This window comes from Micromonospora sp. NPDC049903, from assembly GCF_044460945.1.
Lineage (GTDB): Bacteria > Actinomycetota > Actinomycetes > Mycobacteriales > Micromonosporaceae > Micromonospora.
In genome coordinates, this window is sequence record NZ_JBITKL010000014.1 from 122,895 (window position 1) to 145,251 (window position 22,357).

At 73.0% G+C, this 22,357-nt stretch carries 17 protein-coding genes; 7 read left to right on the plus strand and 10 right to left on the minus strand.

Going from position 1 to position 22,357, the window contains the following annotated elements:
• Positions 1-2: 2 nt before the first annotated feature.
• Positions 3-1,442, plus strand: coding sequence for a condensation domain-containing protein (locus ACIBO1_RS21210; protein ID WP_396749074.1), 1,440 nt, complete (start codon positions 3-5; stop codon positions 1,440-1,442).
• Between the two features lie 61 nt (positions 1,443-1,503).
• Positions 1,504-2,727, plus strand: a complete 1,224-nt coding sequence (locus ACIBO1_RS21215; RefSeq protein WP_396749076.1) for an MFS transporter — start codon at positions 1,504-1,506, stop codon at positions 2,725-2,727.
• A 34-nt stretch (positions 2,728-2,761) separates the two neighbouring features.
• Here ACIBO1_RS21215 and ACIBO1_RS21220 read toward each other — a convergent pair whose 3' ends face one another.
• The 3 genes from ACIBO1_RS21220 to ACIBO1_RS21230 are packed head-to-tail and all read right to left on the minus strand — an operon-like array spanning position 2,762 to position 6,670.
• Positions 2,762-3,454, minus strand: coding sequence for a hypothetical protein (locus ACIBO1_RS21220; RefSeq protein ID WP_396749077.1), 693 nt, complete (start codon positions 3,452-3,454; stop codon positions 2,762-2,764).
• Positions 3,451-4,959: a type VII secretion protein EccE gene (gene eccE, locus ACIBO1_RS21225; protein ID WP_396749079.1), complete on the minus strand. Its 1,509-nt coding sequence runs from the start codon at positions 4,957-4,959 to the stop codon at positions 3,451-3,453. The genes ACIBO1_RS21220 and eccE overlap by 4 nt, the downstream gene beginning before the upstream one ends.
• A 31-nt stretch (positions 4,960-4,990) precedes the next feature.
• Positions 4,991-6,670, minus strand: coding sequence for a right-handed parallel beta-helix repeat-containing protein (locus ACIBO1_RS21230; RefSeq protein ID WP_396749081.1), 1,680 nt, complete (start codon positions 6,668-6,670; stop codon positions 4,991-4,993).
• A gap of 212 nt (positions 6,671-6,882) precedes the next feature.
• On the opposite strand from ACIBO1_RS21230, the gene ACIBO1_RS21235 reads away from it, so the two are divergent.
• From ACIBO1_RS21235 to ACIBO1_RS21245, 3 genes are all read left to right on the plus strand, one after another.
• Positions 6,883-7,266: a YwqJ-related putative deaminase gene (locus ACIBO1_RS21235; RefSeq protein WP_396749084.1), complete on the plus strand. Its 384-nt coding sequence runs from the start codon at positions 6,883-6,885 to the stop codon at positions 7,264-7,266.
• On the plus strand, positions 7,263-7,748 hold the full coding sequence (locus tag ACIBO1_RS21240) for an SUKH-3 domain-containing protein (RefSeq protein WP_396749086.1): 486 nt from the start codon (positions 7,263-7,265) through the stop codon (positions 7,746-7,748). The genes ACIBO1_RS21235 and ACIBO1_RS21240 overlap by 4 nt, the downstream gene beginning before the upstream one ends.
• A gap of 104 nt (positions 7,749-7,852) precedes the next feature.
• Positions 7,853-9,070: an SseB family protein gene (locus tag ACIBO1_RS21245; protein WP_396749136.1), complete on the plus strand. Its 1,218-nt coding sequence runs from the start codon at positions 7,853-7,855 to the stop codon at positions 9,068-9,070.
• Here the strand turns inward: ACIBO1_RS21245 and ACIBO1_RS21250 are convergent, their stop codons facing one another.
• From ACIBO1_RS21250 to eccCa, 5 genes are all read right to left on the minus strand, one after another.
• On the minus strand, positions 9,071-9,460 hold the full coding sequence (locus tag ACIBO1_RS21250) for a hypothetical protein (RefSeq protein ID WP_396749089.1): 390 nt from the start codon (positions 9,458-9,460) through the stop codon (positions 9,071-9,073).
• 239 nt (positions 9,461-9,699) lie between these two features.
• Positions 9,700-10,962 carry a type VII secretion-associated serine protease mycosin gene (gene mycP / locus ACIBO1_RS21255; protein ID WP_396749091.1) on the minus strand — a complete coding sequence of 421 codons (1,263 nt, stop codon included), beginning with the start codon at positions 10,960-10,962 and terminating at the stop codon, positions 9,700-9,702.
• Positions 10,963-11,074: 112 nt separating this feature from the next.
• The gene (locus tag ACIBO1_RS21260; protein ID WP_396749094.1) at positions 11,075-12,826 is read right to left on the minus strand and encodes a hypothetical protein; all 1,752 of its coding nucleotides are present in this window, start codon (positions 12,824-12,826) and stop codon (positions 11,075-11,077) included.
• Between the two features lie 34 nt (positions 12,827-12,860).
• Positions 12,861-13,484, minus strand: coding sequence for a hypothetical protein (locus tag ACIBO1_RS21265; RefSeq protein WP_396749096.1), 624 nt, complete (start codon positions 13,482-13,484; stop codon positions 12,861-12,863).
• A gap of 177 nt (positions 13,485-13,661) precedes the next feature.
• A complete protein-coding gene (gene eccCa / locus ACIBO1_RS21270) occupies positions 13,662-17,621 on the minus strand; it encodes a type VII secretion protein EccCa (RefSeq protein ID WP_396749098.1) in 3,960 nt (1,319 codons plus the stop codon).
• Positions 17,622-17,792: 171 nt separating this feature from the next.
• Here eccCa and eccD point away from each other — a divergent pair, with 171 nt between their 5' ends.
• Positions 17,793-19,181: a type VII secretion integral membrane protein EccD gene (gene eccD / locus ACIBO1_RS21275; protein ID WP_396749100.1), complete on the plus strand. Its 1,389-nt coding sequence runs from the start codon at positions 17,793-17,795 to the stop codon at positions 19,179-19,181.
• A 3-nt stretch (positions 19,182-19,184) separates the two neighbouring features.
• Here eccD and ACIBO1_RS21280 read toward each other — a convergent pair whose 3' ends face one another.
• A complete protein-coding gene (locus tag ACIBO1_RS21280) occupies positions 19,185-19,931 on the minus strand; it encodes an SUKH-3 domain-containing protein (RefSeq protein WP_396749102.1) in 747 nt (248 codons plus the stop codon).
• Complete coding sequence (locus ACIBO1_RS21285) at positions 19,928-20,713, minus strand: SUKH-3 domain-containing protein (RefSeq protein WP_396749104.1); 786 nt, start codon at positions 20,711-20,713, stop codon at positions 19,928-19,930. Before ACIBO1_RS21285 ends, ACIBO1_RS21280 begins: the two co-directional genes overlap by 4 nt.
• 144 nt (positions 20,714-20,857) lie before the next feature.
• Here ACIBO1_RS21285 and eccB point away from each other — a divergent pair, with 144 nt between their 5' ends.
• Positions 20,858-22,285, plus strand: a complete 1,428-nt coding sequence (eccB, locus tag ACIBO1_RS21290; RefSeq protein ID WP_396749107.1) for a type VII secretion protein EccB — start codon at positions 20,858-20,860, stop codon at positions 22,283-22,285.
• Positions 22,286-22,357 lie beyond the last annotated feature (72 nt).

Here is a 22,357-nt window from a genome sequence, read left to right on the forward strand (position 1 = left end):
GTGTGCCGACCACCCTGCCGCTGGCCCCGAGCCAGCAGATGATGTGGGAGTTCATGACCGCCCTCGACCCGGCCCACCCGGGCGCCGCCCGACTGGTGGTGGTGGAGTTCCGTCGACTCTCCGGCCGACTCGACGTCGACGCGTTCGCGCAGGCCGTGCAGGACGTGATCGACCGGCACGACGCGCTGCGGATGCGGTTCGTCCGGATCGGCGTCCGGCCCGAGATCGAGATCCTGCCCCGGGTCCGGTCACCCCTGGTCCAGGTGGATCTCACCGGCCAGTCGCCGGCCGTCCAGCAGGCGCGGATCGAGCAGATCGCCTACGAGCACCGCACGGTCGCGTACGACCCGACCGAAGCGCCACTGTGGCGGGCCGCGTTGATCCGGCTCTCCGCGACCGAACACGTCCTCGCGCTCTGCTTCTTCCACATGGTCTCCGACGGCTGGTCGTGCCGGCTGTTCGTGGAGGACCTCTGCCACGCGTACGCGGCCCGGCTGGGCGCGGTCCGCCCACAACCGCCGCTCGGCGTCGACTTCGCCCGGCTCGCCGCCATCCAGGAGACGGAACTGGCCGGTGGCGGGGTCGACGCCGCCACCCGGGCCGCCCACTGGCGGGATCGGCTGCGGCCGGTGTCGCCGTACCAACTCTTCCCGGCCACCCCGCCGGCCCCCGACGCCGACCTGAGCGCCGAGGTGGCCACCCGCTTCGCGATCCCGCCCGAGGTGACCGCCCGTCTGCGCCCGGCCGCCCGACGTGCCCGGACCAGCCCGTACGTCCTGCTGCTCGCCGCCTACCTGGTGATGCTGTCGCTGCGTGCCGGTCGGGAGCGGATCGTGCTCGGCACCACCACGCTCGGCCGGGAGAGCCCGCTGTCGCAGCGCCTGATCTGCCAGTTCACCAACAACGTGTACGTGCCGGTGGAGATCGCGCCGGACGCGCCACTCGGCGCGGTGGTGCGTGCCGCCCACACCGCGCTGACCGAGGCGATCGCCCACGTGGCGCCGTTCCACCGGGTGGCCGAGGCGGTGCATCCCGACTTCGCCCGACAGCGTCCCTGGCCGGACAGCCACCTCTTCGACGCCTGGTTCCAGTCGGCGGCCACCGCCTCACCGGTGCTGCACTGCCCCGGGCTGCGGGTCGAGCCGCTCGACATCACCGCACGGGCCGTACCCGGCACACCGGCGCCGGTGGTCGCCGCCGACGTACCCGCCGACTGCCTGCCGGTCTGGCTCAAGCGGGGGTCGCCGATCGTGGTGGTGGACGACGACCGGGCCGGCGGGGTCTTCATCCGCAACCGCAGTTTCTTCGACGACGAGCTGGTCCGTGGGCTGATCGACGACTACCTGGCGGTCGTCGCCGCCCTCGTCGACGACCCGGACCGCTGCCCGGCGCAGCTCCGGCTTCCTGACGGCGCGTGCTTCTTCGATCACGCGGCGGGGTAGAAGGGGCGCGGAGAGGGGCGGGGACCAGGATCCAGGCCGACTCGGGAGAGGTACGACGATCATGACGGACACCTCGACGCACCAGCACGCCGACCGCGAGACGCCGCCGGTGCCGCGCAGCGCGGTCCGGGCCCGCTACTCGGTGGTGCTGCTCTTCGTCATCATGGGCCTGGCCATCGGCGGTTGGTCCTCCCGGGTGCCGGACGTCCGCAACGCGGTCGGCCTCGGCAACACCGGTTGGGGCCTGGCGAACATCGCCACCAACGCCGGTGAGCTGATCTCGCTCGTGGTGGTCGCGGTGCTGATCAGCCGGATCAACACCCGCCGCCTGGCCTTGGCCGGTGCCGCCCTGATCCTGGTCAACGCGCCGCTGCTCGCCGCCTCGACCACGGTGGTCGCGCTGGTGGGCGGGCTCGCCGTCTGGGGGTTCGCGGCCAACCTGCTGGCCACCCCGATGAACGCGCAGTCGGTCGAGGTGCAGAAGCAGTACGGCCGCCCGATCCTCTCCACGTTCCACGCCGGGTTCAGCATCGGCATGCTCGCCGGTGGTCTCAGCGGCACCGGAGCCGCCGCCGTCGGCCTCTCCCCGTCGATCCAGATGGCGATCACCAGCGCCCTGCTCGGTGCGGTGCTGATCGGCACCCAACGCTGGCTGCCCGACACGCCCCGTCAGGAGACGAAGGAGGGTGAGGCGCGCCGCCGGCTGCGCGACCGATTCACGCCCCAGTTGCTGCTGCTCGCCGCGATCGCGTTCCTGGCGTCGTTCGTGGAGATGGCGGGTGCCCAGTGGAGCGCCCTGTACGCCACCGAGGTCGCCGCCGCCGGGGCGGTGCTGGCCGCCGCGACGTACACCTGTCTCTCGCTGGCCGCCGCCGGTGCCCGGCTGGTCGGCGACTCGCTCGCCGGGCGCTTCGGCCGGATCCGGTTCGTCCGGCTCTCCGCCCTGGTCGCCGCCGCCGGGTTGGCGTTGCCGCTGGCCGTGCCCCATCCCGCCGCGGTGATGGCCGGGTTCGGCCTGCTCGGCTTCGGTCTCGCGTGCGTCACGCCGACGGTGCTCGGCTTCGCCGGTGAACAGCCCGGCCTGACCTCCGGTGAGGGGGTCTCGGTGGTGGCGATGGGCCAGTGGCCCGGCGCGCTGCTGGCCGCGCCGGTCATCGGTCTGCTCGCCGGTGCGCTCGACCTGCGGCTGGCCTTCGTGGTGGTGCTGGTGATGGTGCTGGCCGTGATCGTCCTGGTGGGACGGGTCCGGGCCGCCGCGCTGCCCGGCGAGGGCGCCGCCGGGTGAGCCGTCCGTCAGCGTCGCCGGGTCAACCGTCGCCTCAGCCGCCCCGGGCCACCGGTCCGATGAGCTGACCCTCGGTGCCGGTCATGCTGAGCATCACCCACTGCACCTTGCCCTTGGTGATCAGGCCGACCATCTCCGGGTGCAGTTGGGTGAACCAGCCCTGCACGCTGACCAGACCGAGGGCGGTGGCGGCGGTCGCCGCCTCGGCCTCGGTGAGCCGCTGGAGTACCACGATGTCGCTGCGGACCAGCACCTCGACGTCCCAACCGGCCAGGTCGTCGCGGACCACGAGGGTGGCCCGCCAGGGTGCGCTGAGGTTGGTGTCCGGGCCGGTGACCGGACCGGTGTCGATCACCACGAGTTGCGGTTCGGTGGGGGTGGCGGGCACCGGCGGGGCCACCCCCGGTGGAAGGAACGAGGCGATCTCCCGGCCGATCACACAGCGCCGCAGGAAGGCGTCCCACTCCTGCTCGCGAGCGGTCTGGATGAACAGCCGGGCACCGAGCGCGAGAGAGCGGAAGGCGAGCAGTTCGGCGGCGCGTACCCCGCCGGTCAGCATCAGCCGGGTCGGTTCGGCCCGGAACACCCGCAGCCCCACTGGCTCCTGCTGCCGGTTGCGCCCGACCACCAGCCCGCCGCCCCCGGCGACCAGGTGCAGGCCGGCGACGGCGGCCTCGTCGGTGACGTGCAGCCCCATCCGGCTGCCGGGGAACGCGACGCCGTTCACCTGAGGAAGCCTCCCAACGGCAGGGTGGCGGCCACGCCGTACGCGTGCTCGCCGTCGAGTCGTTGCAGGCGGCCACCGTGACCCCGGACCGCCTCCTCCAGGGCCCGGTCGGCGGCGGCGAGCGCGTCGGCGTCCGCGCCGATCAGCCGGAACGCCACCTCCACCACGGCGTCGGCGGCACCGGTGCGACCGGTCTCCCGGGCCACCGCGATGGACACCACGCCGGCCGCCGCGGGCAACCCACGCAGCAGTGGATCGACCTCCCACGACCGACGCGGCCAGTCGAGCAGCCGGTGGCAGCTCTGCGGGACGCCCTGCGCCGACCAGTGCCGCCAGCCCTCCCGGGCCAGCGGCCGGTCACCACCGGCCGGCCCGTCGGTGAGATGGGTCAGGCCGGCGACGGCGGCCAGCACCTCGTCCCGGTTGAGCAGCCGGGCGGCCACCCGATCCTGGCGCAACTGCCGCCGGGTGCGGCGGATCGCCGCAGTCAGCGCCGGGCGCAGGTCGCGGTCGGCATGGAAGTCGGGGGTACGCGGTGCCTGGAGCACCACCCACGCCTGCCGGCTCGCCGGCACCTCCCCGCCGGTCAGCTCGCGGTACGCCCGGTCCACCGCGGCGGAGCGGGCCCGAGGTGCCGGGGTGACCTGGATCAACACCTGGACCGCCACGGCCGGAGTGTCCGGGTCGGCGGCCGGCAACAGCGACACCGGCGACGGCAGGGCCTGCGGCGCGCCCATCAGCAGGGCACCCTCGGTCGGGTCCACCTCCAGCACGGCACTCAGGCCGCCCCGGTGGGTCAACAGCACGGCCGGCTGGTCGTCGATCTCGACCTGGTCGAGCTCGACGCTGCCCTCCAGATTGGTCAGCAGTTGCCAGGCCGCGTCCGTGCCGGTGGCGGTGAGCTGCCGACGTCGACCCCGGTAGCCCCACCAGACGGCCAGCCACTGATAGAGCCACCGTCCCCGGTGCCGCAGCAGGGTCGGCGAGAGCAGCAGCACCACACCGGTGGCCACCGCGATGGTCAACGGCAGTCCGTGCGCGCTCGCGGCCAGCACCCCGGCCGCACCCGCCTGCCAGGCCACGAGTTGGGCGACGTGGATCCCGCCGACCCGCAACGGACGCCGGTGCGGGCGTACCACCGGAATCGTCGCCGCGTCGGGCGCGGTCGCCGCCGTGTCGAGGCCCTCCGGTCGGACCGCCACGTCGGGCTGGGCCGGAGGCGCCGGTCTCTGCTCCACCGCCGGCTCGGCGGCCGGAGCGGCTGCGGCCAGCGCGGCGGCCTGGCTGGTGTACGCGGTCCCGACGGTCGCCCGCCCCTGCGTACGCTGAGCGGCCCACGCCTGCCCCGGCCCGGCCCCGCCGAGCGTCGGTGCCGGCGTGGCGGCCTGCTGCGGCGGTGCCGTGCGCTGCTGCGGCGGTGCCGTGCGCTGCTGCGGCGGTGCCGTGGCCCCCGGGTGTTGCTGCCAACCCGGTTCGCCCGGCCGTGCCGCACCCGGATGCGTCACCGCACGTCCCTCCCTGACCGGCCCGGCATGGTCAGCGTCCGATCGCGGCCTGGACGTCGGCGACCGTCACGGTGCGCAGCTCGTCGAGGCTGGGTCGCTGGCCGGACTGGCGCAGTCGCTGTGCCTGTGCCTTGCGTACGCCCTCGAACAGCTTGCGCGCCTCCCGGGCGTTGCCGAAGTTCTCGTCGCGCTCGATCGTGCCGAAGTGCTGCCGGAGCACCTCGGACGCCCCGTCGTCCAGAAGGTATTCGTCGCCGGAGGCCATCCGCTCCACGATGACCACCAACTGCTCCGGCGAGTAGTTGCCGAACTCGATCGTCCTCGCGAAACGGGAGGCCAGACCGGCGTTGGCGTCGAGGAACGTCACCATGTCACCGGTGTAGCCGGCGGCGATCACCGCGATCTCGTCCCGGTGGTCCTCCATCAGCTTGACCAGCGTGTCGATGGCCTCCTGGCCGAAGTCGCCGCCGCTGCCGAAGGACCGGGAGAGGGTGTACGCCTCGTCGATGAAGAGCACGCCGCCGCGCGCCTGCTCGAACGCTGCGGCGGTCTTCTCGGCGGTGTGGCCGAGATACTGCCCGACCAGGTCACGGCGGGACACCTCGCGGAACGAGCCGCCGGGCAGCGCACCCAGCGCGGCGAGCAACTCGCCGTAGATGCGCGCCACCGTGGTCTTACCGGTGCCCGGCGCACCGGCGAAGATCAGGTGGTGGCTCACCGCACCGACCGGCAGCCCGGCGCTGCGTCGCCACTCGTTGACCTGGATCTCGTCGATCAGGGCCCGGACCTCCTCCTTCACCGACTCCAGGCCGACCATCGCCTCCAGGTCGGCGAGCAGCTTCTCCACCCGCGCGGTGTCCTGCGGAGTGGCGGCGCGGGCCGCCGCCGCACCGAAGGCCGCCTGCCGGTGCACCCGGCCCTCCACGATGGTCGGTGAGGCGCCCTCGGCGATCTCGATCGCCGGTTCGGCGGTGTTCTCGGTGGTGCACTCGGTGACCGAGCCCTGGCAGCCCCGGCCGAAGGAGACCGCCGGGCCACGGGTGTCCCGGATCCGGCAGCGGCGCAGCACCGGTGCGCTCTGGTGCACGACGGCGATCCCGGCCTGACCGGTCTGCGAGATGTCGCACGCCTCGATGGTGGGCTTGCCGTACTGGTAGATGTAGATGCCCCGGTTGCCGCAGCGGGTGACGGTGGTGGTGCGGATCGTCGGGGCGGCGCCGATCCGCACGATGATGCCGTCCTCGGCGAGGTCGGTGAACTCGCAGCCCTCGACGCTGCCCTCGGAGTCCTCCACCACCAGGCCGTAGCGTCCCCCGGTGACCCGGCAGCGGGCCAGGTTGAACTCCGACCGACCGGCGACCTGGACGGCGGCGCCGAAACCGGCGCTCAGCTCGCAACCGGTCAGCGTCAGCTTCGCCCGGTCCGCCACCACGACCGGCGCGTCACCGGCCTTGAGCACGAGGTCACGCAGCTCCAGACGACCGGAGTTGCAGGAGACCGTCGGGTACGTCCCGGAGGAGGCGTCGATGGTGACCGTGCCCGGCCCCTCGGCGGCGACCACGGTGGCGCCACGGTCGTTGACGAACAGCGCCTCGTAGTAGGTGCCGGGGCTGACCGCGACGACGGTGTCGTCGCCCGCTGCCGCCAGCGCCTCACCGATGGACGGGTAGGCGCCGGCTTGGTCGGTCGAGACGAGAAGGGTGCGCGTCATGGCTCCGGGGCTTCGTGCGGCGAGCAGGCGGGGGGTCGGACCGACGATATCCCAGCCGCTCCACCGAATGTGAGCCCCGCACGCTCCTGGGACGGGCGACGCGCCTGGCCGGGACGACGCGGACCGGGCCGCGCCGCAGCGCCGTCGCTGGTTAGGCTCGGCGAGCGGTCCCGGCCGGTCGGCCCGGGAGACGACGACCTCCGGGAGGACGGATGACGCAGCCGCGGATGCTGCCGCTGGCGGCGGGTGCGCTGCTGGCCGACGGCACCGTCTACACCCACACCTCGGTACGCGGGGACGTGCCGCCGGACCTGCACCCGGTGGTCCGGCGCTTCCTGCACGGGTTGCCGGTCGACCAGCGCGAACGCTTCGCGGGCTGGTGCGCCGAGGCGGTGCTGGTCTCCGACCGCCTGTACGCCGCCGAGCAGGGTGGTCCGCCGATCGAGGCGGCGCGGGCCCGGGCGCTGCTCTGGGGCGCGAAGGTGCGGGTGACCCGGGTACGCGAGGAGGGCGACCCGCGCCACGGCGAGGTCCAGCCGCCCTGTCGATCCTGCGCCGCGCTGCTCGACTGGTTCGGTATGGAGGCGTTGACGTGACCGGACGATTCCCCGCCCTGGTGGCCGAGGCTCTGACCGAGGCGGGCTGGTCACCCGACGGCCGCGACGACGACCGGGGCCGCGAGTGGGGGCTGCGGATCGCCGCCCAGGCCAGCCCCGGCGGCCGTCAGCACATGATGACGGCAGCGGCCATCGCCGCGTACGCCGAGTTCGGGGGGTTGCGGATCAGCCCACGGGGCGACGGCGAGCAGATCGCGCCCAGCGAGTTCCACCTGGACCCGTTCCTGGTGCGGCAGTCGGTGGAGACGCTCGCCGAACTGGCCGAGGCGATCGGCGCGCCGCTGAGCCCACTCGGCGAGGAGGGCGGCGGCACCGGCATTCTCGCCGTCGACGCCCAGGGCCGGGTGTTCGTGCTGGACCACACCGGGGACTGGTTCCTCGGTGCGGACCTGGACGAGGCGATCACCGGTCTGGTGCTCGGCCGGCAGCCGCAGCGGGTGGACCGGGACGGCGGCTGGTGACCGACCGCCAGCCCATCACCGACCGGCAGCCCACCACTGACCGGCAACGCACCGACGGGCAGCCCACCATCGACTGGCAGCCCAGCACCGCGACCGAGCGGGCGATGCTGGCCGCCGCCGAGGCCGACGACCGGGCCGCCTTCCTCGCCGCACTCGCCGACGGTCCGCTGCTGCTGCCGGTGTCGCCGTCGGCGGCGGCCGGTCTGGAGCCGGTGGCCTGGCCCACCGGCACCCACGACGGGATCACCCACGTGCTGGCCTACACCTCGGCGGCGGCCGTCGCCGCCGGTCTACCCGGCCGGTCGGTCAGCTACCACGTGCTCGGGCTCGCCGACCTCGCCGTCGACTGGCCCGACGACGCCTGGATGCTGGCCGTCGACGCCGGGCTGCCGATCGCGCTGCGGCTGACCGCCGAGGAACTGCGGTCGGTCGCCGCGCCGGTGGTCGAGACGGAACGGCCGCTGCGCGAGGCGATTCGCCGACAGGACCCGAACGCGCTCATGTCGGCACTGTTCCGGGCCGAGTTGGTGCTGCCGCTGCGCCCGGACGGCCCGGTCACCCGGGACCTCTCCGACCCGGAGTTCCCCTGGTGGAGCCTGCCCGACGAGCAGGGCCGGACGAGCCTGCCGGTGTTCACCTCGGAGGCGCGGATGCGGCAGGCGTTCGGCGAGCACGACCTGGTGGTGATCAACAGCCTCCAGCTCACCGACCACTGGCCGGACCTCTCCTGGCAGTTGCTGCTCAACCCGGACACCGCGCTGGCGGCGGCGTTGCCCGGCGAGGCGTTGCTGAAGTTGCGTGAGTGGGTCGGCGAGCTGCGGCAGGTGATCACCGAGGCGACCGAGGAGGAGCAGCGTCGCCGCGAGGCGGCCGCGTACGCCGAGCCGTCGCGGCGGGGCGTGCCGGTGCCGCGTACGCCCTCGGAACCCGAGGTCGACGAGGGACCGGACCCGGACGTACCGCTGCTGCTGCAACTGGTCATCCCGCACCGCTACCTGCCGTCCTACCTCGACGACGGGTACGACCGGGCAGCCGGGCTGGTGCACGCCTGGCACGGCCCGGGACGCGACACCCCGGCACGGCTCTACCGCCGCCTCGGACTGCTCGGCGAGGGCTCGCCCTTCGAGGAGGGCGACGAGTGGGTGGCGGTGCTGCGCTGGCCGCCGGGCGAGACCACGCCGCCGGAGTGGGGCGAGGGCGGGCCCCGGATGGAGTCGCTTGTCGTACCGGACGGCACCGCCCTGCACTGCCTGCACCAGGACGGTCGTGACGAACTGCTGGCCCGCTTCGACGCCACCGCCCGGCGCTGGTCCCCGGCCTGATCAGGAGCGGCGGCGGGCGAACCAGGCGCGGGCCGGCGGACTGCACACCAGGGCGAGCGAGACGCCCGCGAGGCCGCCCACCACCAGCGGGGTGACCATCGTCGGCTGGAAGGTCAGCTTGCCCTGCGCCAGCAGCGTCACGATGACGACGACGAAGATCCCGAAGGTGAAGCCGGCCGGCACGGTCAATCCGGCCGCGCCGTCGCCCTGCCAGGCCATCATCATCCCGAGCGAGGCGAGGAACACCACCAGCAGCGCGAGCGCGAGGACGGCGCCGCCGATGCCCACCACCAGCAGCCGACCGATCCCGGTGCCCTCCGTGCGCAGCATGGCCAGGAAGAAGGCGATCCCGGCGACCAGCCAGACGACGACCGCAGGCACCATCAGCAACACTGCGAGCGTGACCACGGGCGGGCGCGGCGCGGCCGTCCGTTCGGGGCCAGGCAGGCTGGGCGGCTCACCCTGGGCACCGTGGGACGGCGCCGCCACCGACCCGGCCACCGCCGGGCCGAGGATCGGGGAAGGGCCAGGTGCTGGGTACGGGCCGGAGACCGGCGGGGGGCCGGGAGGCGGGTACGGAGATCCACCGGTGGGCGGCGACGTCACGGGTTCCTCCTCGGGCGCATCGGTCAGCCCGGCGGCCGGCGCCAGACCGAGTCGTCGGCGGGCTCGTCGGAGTCCGGTCCACCCGATGGGACGGGCGTCCCGGGTGCCGGTCCAACGGGTGCGGGTCGGTCGTCGTCCGGGGCGGCCCTGCCCCGACGGGCGCGACGCAGCAGCACGACGGCCGTCACGACCCCGACGAGGAGCACCAGGATCCCCACCCAGACCAGGACCACGACCATGGTCTCCGCCGGGCCGGGCCCCTCGACGGCACGGGCCGCCGCCAGATCCGCGTCGAGGTCCGGCTCGGTGGGGGCCGGTACGTTGCGGCCCCGGCCGTCCGGCTCACCGGTCAGGGCGGCCCGCAGGTCCAGAGCACCCCATCCGTAGTACAGGTCCTTGCCCGGATCACCGGCGTCCCGCGTGGTCTCGAGCAGCCGTTCGAAGAGCTGGAACGCGGTCAGGTTCGGGTACTTCGCCTTGACCAGGGCCAACGCCCCGGACACGATCGCTGCCGATCCGCTGTTGCCGACGGCGGTGACGTACCGGCCGCCGGGAGCGGCCTGGACGATGTCCTCGCCCGGCGCGGCGACGTCGACCTCCTCGGCCGGCAGCGCCGCCTCCTTGCTGATCACACCGGCCCGGTCGGTGCCGTTGACGGCGATCGCGCCGGGGTGCCGGGCCGGGTTACCGATGATCGCGTCCTTGCGGTTGCCGACCGCGGCGACCACGACGACGTTCCGCTGGTAGGCGCGGTCCACCGCCCGGTTCAGCTCCTCGCTGTGGCTCGCGCCCAGCGAGACGTTGACGATGTCCGCGCCGTTGTCGACCGCCCAGTTGATGCCGGCGGCGATCGCGGTCGGCGCGATCACGGCGGCACGTGGACTCTTGATCGTGACCGGCAGGATACGGGCCTTCGGCGCGACGCCGAGTACGCCGTCGCGGTTACCCGGTCCGTGTCCGTGTCCGGCGATCAGCGAGGCCATCCCGGTGCCGTGCCGCTCCCGGTCGACGCGCCCCTTGGCCTCGTCGTCATAGAGGTCGACGCCGGGCACGACGTTGTCCTTGAGATCCGGGTGTGTCGCGTCCACCCCGGTGTCGATCACCGCGACGGTGATGCCCTCGCCCCGGCTGATCTGGTGCATCTCGGCCAGTTCCAGGGCCCGGACGTGCCAGGAGTCGTCCCTGGTGGAGTCGGCCAGCGCGGGAGCGGCGGGCACGGCCAGAGCGGCCAGGACGCCCACGGCGGTCATCGCCACGGTGGTCACCGGTCGGGTGAGGACTCGCATACCCGTCAGCCTTCCGCTGTGGGCCGCCGGGTCGTCCGACGGCGAGGAACGTGGACGGTCACCGCATGGTACGGGCCGGCCACCGGAATTCCGGTGACCGGCCCGCCGCTGCTCAGGCCTGCCCGAGCGCCCGTCCCTGCTCGCGAGGGCGCTGCTCGGCCGGCGCCTCGACCACACCGACCGCCGACGACTCGGTGACCCAGAGTTCGTCGTCGCCCTCGCCGTACTCCCAGGTCTCCTGCTCCCCGTCGCGCGCCTGACCGGTACGCGGCTTGGGCACCGAGCCTCCGCCGCGGCGTCCGCCGAGGGAAGGTGCCGGGCCGGTGGTCGGTGCCGGGCGGGCGGCGCCGGTGCGACCGGTCAGGCCGGGCCGGGCACCGGTGCCCGGAGTGGGCTTGCCGGACGGCGTGGCCGGGGACGTGGCGCCCCGGCCACCCGGAGCGGCACCCGCCTTGGGCGGCGTGCCCGGTGCGGTGCCGCGCTGGCCGCCGAGGCTCGGCGGCGGCGAGGTCGCCGGACGGCCGGGGGCGGCACCCCGCTGGCCCGGACGGGCCGTGGAGCCCGGCAGTTGCGGGCTGGACGCCGGTGGGGTGGGTGCACCGGTCGGCCGCAGCCCGCCCGGTCGGCCCGGACGTGCACCCGGCGCGCCCGGTGCACCGGTGTTGCCCGGCAGGGTCGGGCGGTTCGGTGCGGGACCGCGCTTGCCGCCCGGAGGCGCTCCGGCGCCGTTACCCGGTCCACCGGCTCCAGGAAGCGTGGGACGGTTCGGTGCCGGCCCTCGGCTGCCCGGCGTGGTGGGTCCACCGGCGCCCGGCAGCGAGGTGCGGGGTGCGTTCGGTCGACCGCCCGTGCCCGGTTGGTTCAGGCCTGGGTTGGCCGGACGAAGTCCGGGACCCGTCACCGGCGGCGGGGCCGGGCCGGGTGCGACGGGCGTGTTCGGCGTGTTCACCGGCGGTGGTGCGGCCGGCGGCGGACCGGCCGGGGCGACCGGCGCCGTGGTGCCGGCGAGGCTGACGCCGTCCGGCGTACCCGGCGGCGGAGCGGCGGGTTCGGTGGGTCGGTCGCCCGTGTTCGGCCGGTTCGGCATGTCCGGCCGGTTCGGCCGGGCGCCGTTGAGCGAGGGCGCGCCGGGGCGACCGCCCGGTGGTCCGCCCGGCCCGGTGGGCCGGGGAACACTCGACTGGTCGAAGAGCACGGCGTCGGTCGGGCCCTTGAACTTCCCGCCCCGGGAGATGTTCGTGATGTACGTGTCGATGTAGAAGTCGGCCAGCGGCTTGACGATGTTCTTGGCGCGCTGGTGGTAGTCCTTCTGGACGTCCTCGTACGACCTGCCGTTGTTGCCGGTGACGCCGGGGATCCAGTCCACCAGATCGGAGGCCTGGAAACCCTTGTCGTCGGAGCGCCGTTCGCCCTGCCGGACCTGCTCGGCCCGGTACTCCTCCCAGAGGGTCTTCATCTCGGTCTGGGTGGTCTTGATCTTGCTGGCGAGCTGCTCCAGGCCGGTGGCGTTGTTGCTCGCCACGGTCTTCCACTCGTCCAGCGAGTGCAGGGTCGCGCCGACCCGGCCCATGAAGACGCGGGCGGCCGGCGACTGCCACTTGGCGTCGAGCGAGTCCGCGTGGCGTTGGAGGTTGTCCCGGGTCGACTGGAGCAGACTGGCGGCACGTCGCCACATCTCGGCGAGCGCGGTCGTGCGTTCGTCACTCTCCTTGCGGACGTACTCCCACATCTGCTCGATGTTCACCGAGTCCCACGACGTGGGTTCGTACGGCGTGGACTGGGCGGCCCGCTCGGCCGCGTAGTCGTCCGACACCCCGGAATACATGTGGTAGCTCGGCGGCTGCCAGCCGTAGTAGTCGCTCATCCCCGCTCCTCAGGTCCCACGTTCCGCCCCGCCGTCACTGCAGACTCGACTGGTCCAGTCGGAGATCCTCACCGTGCATACGCTCGCTGTCGCCCGGGATCACGTACGCGCCGGGACCCTCGCCGACGACCTCCCGCTGAGCCCACTCCGGCGTCTGTTCCCGCTGGTCACCCGTGGGGCAGGAGTCCATGCCGTAGTAGGGGTCCATGGGCACGGGGTTGGCGGCCTCCTGAGGAACGGTCCCGGCCGGATCGTCGGCGTTGCCCTCCTGCCAGGCGCCGCTGAGCGTCTCCTGACCGTCGACCCCGTGGAACGCGTTGAGGACGTCGTCGTTGGTGGCCTGGGCGAGCGCGTCACCGGTCAGGTACTCCGCCGAGATGGAGAGGGCGGCGGTGCTGAGCGCGACGAGTCCCTTCATCGCGTCGCCCATCAAGTGGGACACCGCCATCCGGCTCTCGTCGTGCCGGCCGCGGAAGAACGCGGCCTCCTTCATCCCGCCGCCGCCGAAGGGCGCCTGCACGGTGAGCATGGGTTGCAGGCCGCCCTCGAAACTGGGTCGGAAGTTCTCGTCCAGCTCCTTCTGAATCGCCTGCGCAAAGTCCTTGAGCTGCAGGATGTCGACGTTGATCTCCTCGTCGACGAGCCACTCGTCGCCCATGTCCCTCCCCCGATCACTCACCTGGCACCGGCGCGGCCGGCCGCTGCCTCCCGGTGAGGGCCGGGCCCTGCGCCGGAGTCAGCGCCTGCGGCTTCGCACCCGGGTGACGGTCCCGCAACCGCGCACGGTAATCCACTCTGGCCGACGGTAGCCCGTCCGGGCAACCCCGTACCGCGCTCAGGAACGCGGTGGGAGGTGCACCAACTGCACCAGCCGGGTCCCGCCGCGCCGGGACACCAGCCAACCCCGGCCGGGCGGCAGCGGCCCGGGACGGACGGTGCCGAGCAGCACCCCCTCGTCCCGGTTGCCGGACATCACGATGCCCGGCGTGCTGATCTCCCGCAGCCGCATCAGCACCGGCTCGTACAACGCCCGGCTCGCGCCACCGGTGCGTCGGGCGATGACCAGGTGCAGGCCGATGTCCCGGGCCTGGGGCAGGAACTCCAGCAACGGGGTCAGCGGGTTGCTGCCCGCGCCCGCCACCAGGTCGTAGTCGTCGACCAGCACGTACAGGTCGGGGCCCTTCCACCAGTCGCGGGCCCGCAGCCGTTCCGCGCTGATGTCCGGCGGTGGCAGCCGGTCCCGCATCACGGCGGCGACCTCGGTCACGATGCCCTCGGTGACCTGGGCCGTCGAGCCGTACCCGATCAGGTGCGGCGAGTCGATGTCACCCAGCAGGCTGCGCCGGTAGTCGACGAGGACCAGCCGCGCCTGGGTCAGCTCGTTGCGGTCGACGATCGTCTGCGCCAGCGACCGCAGGAACGTGCTCTTACCCGACTCGCCGTCGCCGAACAGGATGAAGTGCGGGTCGGCGGCGAAGTCCAGGTGCACCGGTTGCAGGTCCACCTCGGCGATGCCGATCGGCACCCCCGGTCGGCCGGTGTCCGGCAGGCTGCCGTACGGGACCACCGGCGGTAGCAGCCGGATCGGCGGGGCGCCCGGGCCCTGCCATGCGGCGGCCAGGTCGGTGACCAGCTTGCGTGCCCCCTCGGGCAGGGTCTCCGCCTCCTGCGAACTGTCAGCCCGGGGCAGCGCCGCGAGGAACTGCTGGCCGTCCGGCGTGATGCCGCGTCCCGGTGACTTGTCCGGCACGTTCATCGCCGCCCGGCGGTCCAGGTTGGAGTCGCTCGCGTCGGCCAGCCACAGCTCCAGCCGGGTGCCGAAGACGTCCCGGACGGCCGGACGCAGGTCCATCCAGCGTCCGGCGGTGACGATCAGATGGATGCCGAAGGAGAGCCCACGGTTGGCGATGTCGTTGATGGTGGGTTCGAGGTCCTCGAACTCCGACCGCAGCGTGGCCCAGCCGTCGATGACCAGGAAGACGTCGCCGAACGGGTCGTCGTCGTGCTGCCCGTGGCGACGTGCCCGCCGGTACTCGGACATCGAGTCGACGCCGCGCTCGGCGAACCGGCGCTCCCGCTCGCCCATCAGCAACTGCAACTCGGCCACCGTACGCCGCACCAGACCGGCGTCGAGTCGGGTCGCCACCGAACCGACGTGCGGCAGCTCGCGCAGCGAGGAGAGCGCGCTGCTGCCCAGGTCGAGGCAGTACACCTGGGCTTCCCGAGGGGTGTGCGTCAGGGCCAGCGAGGTGACCACGGTACGCAGCAACGTGCTCTTGCCGCTCTGCGGACCACCGACGATCACCGCGTGACCGGCCGCCCCGCCCAGGTCGAACCAGAGCACGTCCCGGCGCTGCTCGAACGGCTTGTCGACGATGCCCACCGCCACCTGCAACTCGCCCAGCAGACCGGCGTGCGCCACGGTCACCCCGCGCGCCGGGTCGGCGGTCAACGGCGGCAGCAACTGGTCCAACGTCGGCGGCTCGGCCAGCGGCGGCAACCACACCTGGTGGGCCGGCTTGCCCCGACCGGCGAGCCGGCCCACCAGGATGTCCAGCACGCTCTCGCCGACCCCGTCGAGCGGCTCCGGCTCCTCCTCCGGCTTCGGCGTCCGGGTCACCGGCGGGGCGACGTAGGCGGTGGTGTACTCGCGTACCCGGTCCCCGCCGTCACCGGCCGCGACCGCAGCGGCGGTCTTGCTCCGGTACGCGCCGGAGACGTACGCGGCCTTGAACCGCACCAGCGGCTCGGTGCCGAACCGCAGGTAGCCGTGACCCGGCGACCGAGGCAGCTCGTACGCGTCGGTCGCGCCGAGCACCACCCGCGACTCCATCGCGGAGAAGGTCCGCAGACCGATCCGGTACGACAGGTGGGTGTCGAGCCCCCGCAGCCGTCCCTCCTCCAGCCGTTGGCTGGCCAGCAGCAGGTGCACGCCGAGCGAGCGGCCGACCCGGCCGATCTGCACGAACATGTCGATGAAGTCGGGCTTCGCGGTGAGCAGCTCGGAGAACTCGTCACAGATGATGAGCAGGCTCGGCAACGGCGACAGCGGCGCACCCGCCGCCCGGGCCTTCTCGTAGTCGCGCTGCGAGGCGTAGTTGCCGGCGGCCCGCAGCAGCTCCTGCCGGCGGACCAGCTCACCGTTGATGGAGTCCGTCATCCGGTCCACCAACGGCAGCTCGTCGGCCAGGTTCGTGATCACCGCGCTGGTGTGCGGCAACCCGTCCAGCCGGGTGAAGGTGGCACCACCCTTGAAGTCGACCAGGACGAAGTTGAGGCTCTCCGACGAGTGGGTCGCCGCCAGCGCCAGCACCAGCGTGCGGAGCAGCTCGGACTTGCCGGACCCGGTCGCGCCGATGAGCAGCCCGTGCGGACCCATGCCGTCCTGCGCGGACTCCTTCAGGTCCAGCTCCACCGGCCCACCGTCGGTGCCGATCCCGATCGGCACCCGCAACTTGTCACGGTTGGGTCGCGGCTGCCAGGCCCGGTCGACGTCGAACTCGTACGGGTCGCCGATGTCGAGCAGGTCGGCCAGGCCCAACTCGCTGGTCAGCGGGGTGTCGCCGCCTCGCGAGGCAGCCGACAGGCGCAGCGGAGCCAACTGCATGGCCAGCGCCTCGACCTCGGCCGGGCGGCAGTCGTCGGCCCGCCCGATCTCCGCCGGCCCGTCCACCGTGACGCTGTCCAGCTTGCGGTCGGCCGACACCTCCAGCACCAGTCGCGCCCGGTCGAGCAGACGCGGCGCCGGGGTGGAGAGGTCGAGCAGGGTCACGCCCTCCACCCCGCCCTCGGTCATCAGGTGGTCGGAACCGGCGGTGTCACCGCCGTCGACGACCACCAGCACGTGCGGTCCGGAAACCTGCGGGCCACCGCCGCTGGCGTTGAACCGGGGCCGGCTGGCGAGTACGTCGTCGAGCATCGCCTCCAGGCCGGTCACCGAGGGGGACACCAGCCGCAGTTGACCCAACGCGTCGGTACGCGACGGGTGCAGGGCGTGCGGCAACCACTTCGTCCACTCCCACTCGGCCCGCCGATCCGGCGCCACACAGATCGCGATCAGCATGTCGTCCGGTGCGTGGAACGCGGCGGCCTGGGCCAGCACCGCCCGGACCATGCCCCGGGCGGCCTCGACGTCGCCGCGCAGGTGCACCCGGGCGAACCCGTTCAGGGCCATGGTCACCGGCAGGTCGGGCACCTCGCCGTAGGTGGTGAGGAAGCGACGCAGCGCCAGCGCGCACATCGGCTCCAACTTCTCCAGCGACGTGGCCGGCGGCGGCACCAGGGGCGTGGCCAGCTCCTGCGGGCCCAGGCCGATCCGGACCGTGCCGAAGTCCACGTCGCCGCGCCGACGCTCCCACAACCGCTGCCCCAACGGCAGCGACCAGAGGATGTCCGGGTCCGGATGCCGATAGAAGGCCGCCTCGCGCTGCTTGCGGATCGTCTTCAGCACCCGGCGACGCTGCCGCGACAGGTGCGTCATGTACTCCCGGCGTCGCTGGAGCATCTCCTGCTTGCCCGGCCCGCCCGCGTTGTTGCTCAACTGCGAGCCGAGCATGCCGATGGCGGAGAGCCCGAACAGGCCACCGGTGACGTATCCGAGCGTCGACCCGCCCCGCCCGGCGAACATCAGGGCCATCGCGAACGAACCGGCGAGCATCGGCAGCAGCATCATCATCTGCCCCCAGGCCTTACCGGTCGGTGCCGGCACCTCGGGCGGCGCCTCCAGGAGCACCTCGCCGGAGGGGTACTCCGGTTCCGGCTGCCGGGCGGGTCGTTTGACGACCACGGTGCTCACGTGACAGACCTCCGTTGCCTCTCGCGGGCGTGGTGTGTACGCCCGACACCCCCGTGCGCTCGGCCGTCGCGGAGAACCGGCACCCGCGTCACCGGCACATGGTAGGTAGCCTTCTCCCGTCAGGACAGCCGCGGGCCCATCGGGCCCGCTCCTCGTACCGAGGGGTCGTCAGTGGTCACCCAGGCCGGAACCGGACTCGCGCGCATCGCCGTCGTCGCCCCGCACCGACGGCTGGACCTCGCCCTGCCCGAGCATCTGCCGCTCGTCGGACTGATGCCCGCAGTGCTGCGCCAGGCCGACGAGGAACCGTCGGACGGCACCGGCCACGGCGGGTGGATGCTGCGCCGTAGCGACGGCAGCGCCGTCGACCTGACGCGTACGCTCGCCGCCCAGAGCATCCGCGACGGCGAGACGCTGCACCTGGTGCCGCGCCGCACCGAGTGGCCGGAGCTGGCGTACGACGACCTGATGGAGGCCGTCGCGGACGGCGCCCGGCGGCGCGGTGTCGCCTGGACCCCGTTCGCGACCCGGCTGACCGGCCTGATCGTGGCGGGCGTGCTGCTCCTGCTCGGCCTGGTCGTGATCGTCACCTCCACCGAACCCGGATGGCTCGGTGGCGCGGTCGCGCTCGGCGCGGCCGCAGTGCTGCTGGCCGGCGGGATCGTGCTGTCCCGGGCGATGGCCGACTCCCTGGCCGGAGCGGTCGTCGCCGCCGCCGGGCTGCCCTACGCCTTCGTCGGCGGTGTGCTGGTGATCGGTTCCGGTGAGTCGGTCTGGGCGCTTGGTGCGCCGCACGTGCTGCTCGGCTCCGCCGTACTGCTGCTCTCCGGACTGCTCGGACTGCTCGGCGTCGGTGATGCGACCAGGGTCTTCGTCGCCGCCGTCTTCGTCGGGTTCTGGGGCATGGTCGGCGGGCTGCTCGCCTTCGGCTCGATGGACGCCGCCCAGGGCACCGCCGTCGTGGTCGGCGCGGTGGCCCTCCTGCTGCCGGCGATGCCACTGCTCTCCGTACGGCTCGGCAAGATGCCGATGCCGGCGCTGCCGCGTACCGCCGAGGACCTGCTCCGGGACGAGCCGCAGCCGAAGCGGGAGATCGTCTACCAGGCCACCGCACGGGCCGACGAGGTGCTCACCGGCATGATCTTCGGGGCCTTCGTCATCACCGTGAGCTGTCTGGTCGTACTCACCGCCACCGGCACCGTCTCCGCGCTGCTGCTGGCCGGGGTGATCTCGCTCGGCTACCTGCTCCGGGCCCGGCTGGTGTCGACGGTCCGGCACCGGGTGCCGATGCTCGCCGCCGGCCTGGTCGGTCTGGGCCTGCTGCCCCTGGTCGGTGCGGCCGACGCGTCGACCGCCGCCCGGGTGCTGGCGGTGCTGCCGGTGGCCCTGGTCGCGGCCGGGCTCGCCGCCGCCGCCGGGCTCGCCTACAGCCGACGTCCTCCGTCACCCCGGCTGGCCCGCCTCGGCGACGTGTGCGACATCCTGCTCCAACTCGCCATCGTGCCGGTGGCGTGCAGCGTGCTGGGCCTGTACGCCTTCATGCGCGCCATCAACGGCTGACCCTCACTTCGGCCAGTCGAGGTCGCTGGCCTCGGTCATCGGGCCGCCTCGGATGAGTTTGACGATGGCCGAGTCGATGTCTGGGCCGACGAAGAAGTCGTCGGCCCAGTGGAGCATGAAGACGCGTCCCTGTGCGTCCACGACGAGTTCGGAGGGTCCGTCCTCGTTGTTCCCGATCGGATAGACCGGGTTGTCGAACTCCTCGATGAACTCGCGGGCGCCCTCGGTGGTGACACCACCCCGGGTCGGGTGGATGTAGCTGGTGAACCCCCCGCCGAGCCGACCGCTGCGGCCGAACTGAGGCAGCTGGAGGCCGCCGAACTCGACCATCGTGGCGCGGGCGGTGGGGAAGCACTCCAGCCCGGCGACTTCGGCGGCGAAGCGTCGCATCCAGTGGTCCACCGACGCGCTCAGGTCACGGCCCGGGAACCACCCCGCCTGCTCCAGCACGGCCCGTACGTCCGGCGGGAACCGTCCCTCGGCGCCGCGGCGCAGCGCGTACCGTTCGGCGACCACCTGCCACGGCAGCGAGGGCCACTGGGACACCTCGCCTGTCTCCCGGTCCACGACGGCGCGCGGGTAGCCCGTGGACGGCGGCGGTGCGGGTGGCCCGTCGGTCGTGGTCGCCACCGGTTCGACCAGGCACGCCACGTAGCCCAGATCGAACTCGAAGAGGGTCACATCGAGTACCGGCTCGTGAACGCCGGCCCACTGGCGTGCGATCGTCAGGGCCTGTTCGTGGTCGATCACTGAGCCACCTCTCGGCTGCCCTGGTCCGTCGCGTCCGGCCAGTCGAGGTCGCTGGCTTCCGTCATCGGGCCGCCTCGGATGAGTTTGACGATGGCGGTGTCGATGTCTGGGCCGACGAAGAAGTCGTCGGCCCAGTGCAGCATGAAGACGCGTCCTTTGGCGTCGATGACGAGTTCGGAGGGCCCGTCCTCGTTGTTGCCGAACGGGAAGACTGGGTTGTCGAACTCCTCCACGAATTCCCGGGCGCCCTCTGTTGCCACGCCACCCAAGGTGGGATGGATAAAGCTGGTGAAACCTCCGCCCAGGTCGTCATCATCACCGAACTGGGGGAGTCGCAGGCCGCCGAATTCGATCAGTGCGGCGCGGGCGGCGGGGGAGCATTCCAGTCCGGCGAGTTCGTCGGCGAAGCGTCGCATCCAGTGGTTGACGGCGGAGGTGGCGTCGCGGCCGGGGCGCCAGCCGGCTTTGTCCAGTACATGTCGTACGTCCGGTGGGAAGCGTCCCTCGGCGGCTCGGTGCTGTCGGTACTGCTCGGCAACCAACTGCGCAGGTAGCGATGCCCACTGTGACACGTCGCCGGTTTCGCGGTCGATCACCGCACTGGGGTAGCCGGTGGACGCCGGAGGAACGGGTGGTCCGTCCGTGATCGGTCGTGCCGGCATTACTCGCCAGGCGACGTAGCCGAGGTCGAACTCGTACAGTTTGATGTCGGGTTCGGGGCCGGGTCGGCCGGCGGAGGCCCACTGGCGTGCGATGGCCAGGGCCTGTTCGCGACTGATCATCGAACGACTCCTCGGACTGCCGAGTTCGGTTTCGCCGGGCGGGGCCGGGTGCGGGCATCGGCTGCTCCGGTGCCCTGCATATGGTAGGCACCGCGCGGCGCGGCCCACGTGACCGTGCCGGTGTACGCCAGGGGGAGGGGTGCCATGCCGTCGCGGCGGGACCAGGTCCAGTCGTACCAGTTCTTCGTGCAACGGATGACCTCCGCGCTGGTGGCGCGTGAGCCCGATCCGGAGTCCGCGCCGTTTCGTCGGCTCGGCGGCGCCGGCTTCGCCAGCGTGATGGTGGCCGTGCTGTTCCTGGGCGCGGTCGGCGTCTACGGCCTGCTGCGTCCCGGCGGCGCCACGAAGTGGAAGGAAGGCGGCGCGGTCATCCTGGAGAAGGAGACTGGCACCCGCTACCTCTACCGGGAGGGCCGCCTGCACCCGGTGCTCAACTACGCCTCGGCCCTGCTGGCCATGGAGTCCGCAGCACCGACCGTGTCGGTCTCGCGCAACTCGTTGGTCGGTACTCCCCGTGGCCCCCGCCTCGGCATCCCGTTCGCGCCGGACTCGCTGCCAGCCGCCAACCGGATCCTGGACGGACCGTGGACGCTGTGCACGCAGCCCGCCCGTAACCCGGCCGGCGGGATCGTCGCCACCACCGTGCTCACGGTCGGCCGGGCGCCCGAGGGCGGGCGCGAGCCCGGCGACGCGGCGCTGCTGGTACGCGACCGCAAGACCGAGCGACTGCACCTGGTCTGGCGCGACCACCGGTACGAGATCCGCAACGAGAAGATCGTGCTTGAGGGACTCACCATGAGCGCCGAACCGGTGGTGGAGGTCGGTGGCGCCTGGCTGAACGCGCTGCCCGCCGGAGAACCGATCGCGCCTCGCCGGGTCTCCGACCGGGGGACGACCTCGACCGCGTTGTCGAACGCCCGGGTCGGTCAGGTCTTCGTGGTGGAGAGCCAGAACGGCACGCGCCAGCACTACCAGGCCGAGCGGAACCGGCTCGTACCGCTGACTCCGGTGCAGGCGGACGTGGTGCTGGCCGACCCGGAGACCCGCGCGGCGTACCCGGATTCCTCGGAGCCCCGGGCGCTGGAACTCGCCGCCGGCACCGCTGCCGCCGCGCCGAAGGGCGAGGCGCCGGCCCAGGGCCGGCACCGTGCCCCGGAGCAGCGGCCCGAGATCGCCCGACTGACCGGTGACCAGCCCGCCGTCTGTGCCGCGTACCAGCCGGACCAGGACGAGCCGACGTTGCTGCTCGATGCCCAGGTGCAACCGGTACGCGAGCCGGTGCGGACCGGTGAGCAGACCGGCGACGGCATCCCGCTGGCCGACCGGGTGGTGATCGCACCCGGCTTCGGCGTCCTGGTCGACGCCGTGCCCTCGCCGGATCAGCGGACCGGCACTCTCAATCTGGTCACCGACATCGGCTACCGCTACCCGCTGGCATCCCAGGGGGTGGCGGCGATGCTCGGCTACTCCGGTGTGCAGCCGGTGCGCCTGCCGGCCAGCCTGGTGGTCCGGCTGCCCGCCGGTCCCGCCCTCGACCCGGCGATAGCCAAGCGGGCACTCGACCCGGAATGACCCGACCAGCCACAATGGAAGTCTGGGGCGGGCGCCTGGTCTAGCGTCGACTGGACACGACCCGTTACCGTT

Excerpts from the sequence above, each read along its gene's own strand:
- ACIBO1_RS21215 (WP_396749076.1), top strand. The coding sequence starts at position 1,504 with ATGACGGACACCTCGACGCACCAGCACGCCGACCGCGAGACGCCGCCG.
- ACIBO1_RS21230 (WP_396749081.1), bottom strand. The coding sequence starts at position 6,670 with ATGACGCGCACCCTTCTCGTCTCGACCGACCAAGCCGGCGCCTACCCG.
- ACIBO1_RS21235 (WP_396749084.1), top strand. The coding sequence starts at position 6,883 with ATGACGCAGCCGCGGATGCTGCCGCTGGCGGCGGGTGCGCTGCTGGCC.
- ACIBO1_RS21245 (WP_396749136.1), top strand. The coding sequence starts at position 7,853 with ATGCTGGCCGCCGCCGAGGCCGACGACCGGGCCGCCTTCCTCGCCGCA.
- mycP (WP_396749091.1), bottom strand. The coding sequence starts at position 10,962 with ATGCGAGTCCTCACCCGACCGGTGACCACCGTGGCGATGACCGCCGTG.
- ACIBO1_RS21260 (WP_396749094.1), bottom strand. The coding sequence starts at position 12,826 with ATGAGCGACTACTACGGCTGGCAGCCGCCGAGCTACCACATGTATTCC.
- ACIBO1_RS21265 (WP_396749096.1), bottom strand. The coding sequence starts at position 13,484 with ATGGGCGACGAGTGGCTCGTCGACGAGGAGATCAACGTCGACATCCTG.
- ACIBO1_RS21285 (WP_396749104.1), bottom strand. The coding sequence starts at position 20,713 with ATGATCAGTCGCGAACAGGCCCTGGCCATCGCACGCCAGTGGGCCTCC.
- eccB (WP_396749107.1), top strand. The coding sequence starts at position 20,858 with ATGCCGTCGCGGCGGGACCAGGTCCAGTCGTACCAGTTCTTCGTGCAA.